This is a genomic window from Vagococcus lutrae, from assembly GCF_003987555.1.
In the GTDB taxonomy this organism is placed as follows: Bacteria; Bacillota; Bacilli; order Lactobacillales; family Vagococcaceae; genus Vagococcus_A; species Vagococcus_A lutrae.
Window position 1 is genome coordinate 1 of record NZ_NGJW01000021.1, and the last position, 2451, is coordinate 2451.

At 31.4% G+C, this 2451-nt stretch carries 2 protein-coding genes and 1 pseudogene; 2 read left to right on the plus strand and 1 reads right to left on the minus strand.

The window, feature by feature from the left end; genetic code table 11:
- A pseudogene (locus tag CBF33_RS09580) lies at window positions 1-362 on the plus strand (hypothetical protein); the annotation flags it as partial.
- Between the two features lie 157 nt (window positions 363-519).
- Here the strand turns inward: CBF33_RS09580 and CBF33_RS09525 are convergent.
- Window positions 520-1440 (minus strand): replication initiation protein, encoded by a 921-nt coding sequence (locus CBF33_RS09525; RefSeq protein ID WP_126763772.1) that lies wholly within the window; start codon window positions 1438-1440, stop codon window positions 520-522.
- Between the two features lie 595 nt (window positions 1441-2035).
- Between CBF33_RS09525 and CBF33_RS09530 the strand changes: the two genes are divergently transcribed.
- Window positions 2036-2451 (plus strand): hypothetical protein (locus tag CBF33_RS09530; RefSeq protein ID WP_425330198.1); only part of this gene is annotated, 416 nt, incomplete at its 3' end.

A 2451-nucleotide genomic window follows, 5' to 3' on the forward strand; every position in this document is an offset into this window, starting at 1 on the left:
ATGCAGAAAATAAATTAAAAGAAGAACAAAAAGTTAAACAGAATTTAGAAGAAAAATTAAAAGAAGTAGAAGAAGCTAAACAGAATGCAGAGAAAAAATTAAAAGAAGAGCAAGAAGCTAAAAAAAGTGTAGAGGAAAAACTAAAAGAAGCACAGACTACGAAAGAAAATCAAGTTGTTAGCGAACAAACCCAAGAAGCCAATCAACAAAACGAACGGACAGTGTATATAGCTCCTCAAAGTGGAAGGAAATTTCATTATTCTAGCAATTGTAGGGGACTTAAAAGAGCTAACTCAGTATCAGCGATTTCAATTTCAGAAGCGACTTCTCAAGGCTATGATTTATGTGGTTTTGAAAAGTAAATAAAACTGTAAAGTATAAACGCGTTGGGGGGCAAGCATCGGGTCTCCAAGTGGAGTCCCTAAAAATCACAGATTTTTACTTGTTAGGTTTCACCTAAGACCGAGTAAAAAAACACCACTAAATTTAGTGGTGTTTTTTTATGTCGCTGTGCTCGATTTAACTAAACTTTCTAGAGAGATTTTCTAGTAATTCTTTTCGTGCTTTTTCTTCTTCTAGTGCAGCATTTTCTTTCTCTTGTTGAGCAAAAAAATCTGCTTCATGTGTCCCTAATTTTAGACCTAACACACGGTCTTTTGCGAGCCATTTTTCTTCTTGAGTTAATTCTGAATTGTGTTCAATATTAAATAATTTTTTCCGAATATCTTCTCGCTGACCTTTATAAAAATCATCAGCATTTTTCATTTCAGGCTTAAAGGAAAATTGATAGCCAATAACAGGCTTACCTCTTCCCTTACCGTACTTTTTCTTAATAGTTAGTCCAGTGAAAATAGGAGTTAATTCTTCTCGTATAGGCTTTATAATTGCTCTATCTATATCGCCCTGTTTATAGCTTTTTGGAACATCTAACAACTCATTAAAATCTTCTTTTGAGAAGTATGCATAGCCAGTTGTTCTGAATTGTTTTAATAAACGAAACATTGTTTTTGAATAGCTACTTTGTAATTCATTAAATTGCTGAAGAGAATAACGTACCCACTCTTCTAGATTATTTAATAAAGGAACAGCTTGTTCATGTATTTGTATTTCAGCATAAGGAATTTCTGCTTTACCATCAATTTTAAATTGATTAAACAATACAAAGCGTTCACGCTGAAGACCATCAGAACTTCTTCTACCAAACCTTAAGTCCATTAGTTTGTCATAGGTTTGTTCTAAATCATCAATAAAACGATTATTAGCAGTTGCTTTATAATCGCTAAGATCCTTTAGTTGTTCAAAAGTGAAGGTCACTTTATTTTGTCCTTTATCACGCATACGAGAAACAATCGAAAAGAACAAATTCATTTGAACTGGGCTAAATTTTCTTAAAGGAATAGTATTTAATTCTGAATGATATTTTACAAGTTCGTTTGCCATATAATCACCTCAAAATCAATAGTACTGCAATTAAACGTAATTGTAAAGAGTAGTACGTTCAAAAGACTACGTTCAAACAGACAAAACTACGTTTATAAACAGACAAAACTACGTTTATAAACAGACAAAACTACGTTCATAAGCAGACAAAACTACGTTCATAACATTCTGTATCCCTTGGGAGAGTAAGGCTCAAAGGGGGTCTAAAAGAGGTTTAAAAGAGGTTTAAAATAGGTTATAAAAGAGGGTCCTTCCTTTTACACCTATTTTTCTATCAAAAAACAGCTTAAATTCCAAATAAAAAATAAAGGTGTGAGAGAAAAACCACTCTCACATAAAACTAACGCCTCGCTAGTCGCTCGTTGTTAAAACAAAAGCCATTTGTATACAAAAGAACCAGATAGGCTTAAAACGCATTTTAAGGCTGTTATACGTTACTTTAACCTAAAGACCTTATATTTCTTTATAAAACGTCTTTCAGACGGTCAGGGCAAGCCCTAACAACCCTATAAAAGGATTTTTGTTCAGTATTTGATTGAAATAAAAGTTAAATAGACTAGACTTAAGCTAATAACTTTATTTTGGAGGATCTGCTATGACTAATTTTTCTTTATTTATCTTTTTAGCTTCAATAATTTCCTTATTTGTATTTCTAATAAAATCAACATTTGAAACTAAGAAATATGCTTTAGCAGCAACACTGAGCATTATTTTATCTTTTTCATTATTTGGTAGCGCTATTTATCAAGAAAATGTAAGATTTGAAAAAGAATTAAAAGCTGCACAACTAACTGAACAAGAAGCTACAAAAAAATTATCAGGAGTACAAGAATCTAAACAAAATGCAGAGAGAAAACTGAAAAAAGCAGAAGAAGAAAAACAAAATGCAGAAAATAAATTAAAAGAAGAACAAAAAGTTAAACAGAATTTAGAAGAAAAATTAAAAGAAGTAGAAGAAGCTAAACAGAATGCAGAGAAAAAATTAAAAGAAGAGCAAGAAGCTAAAAAAAG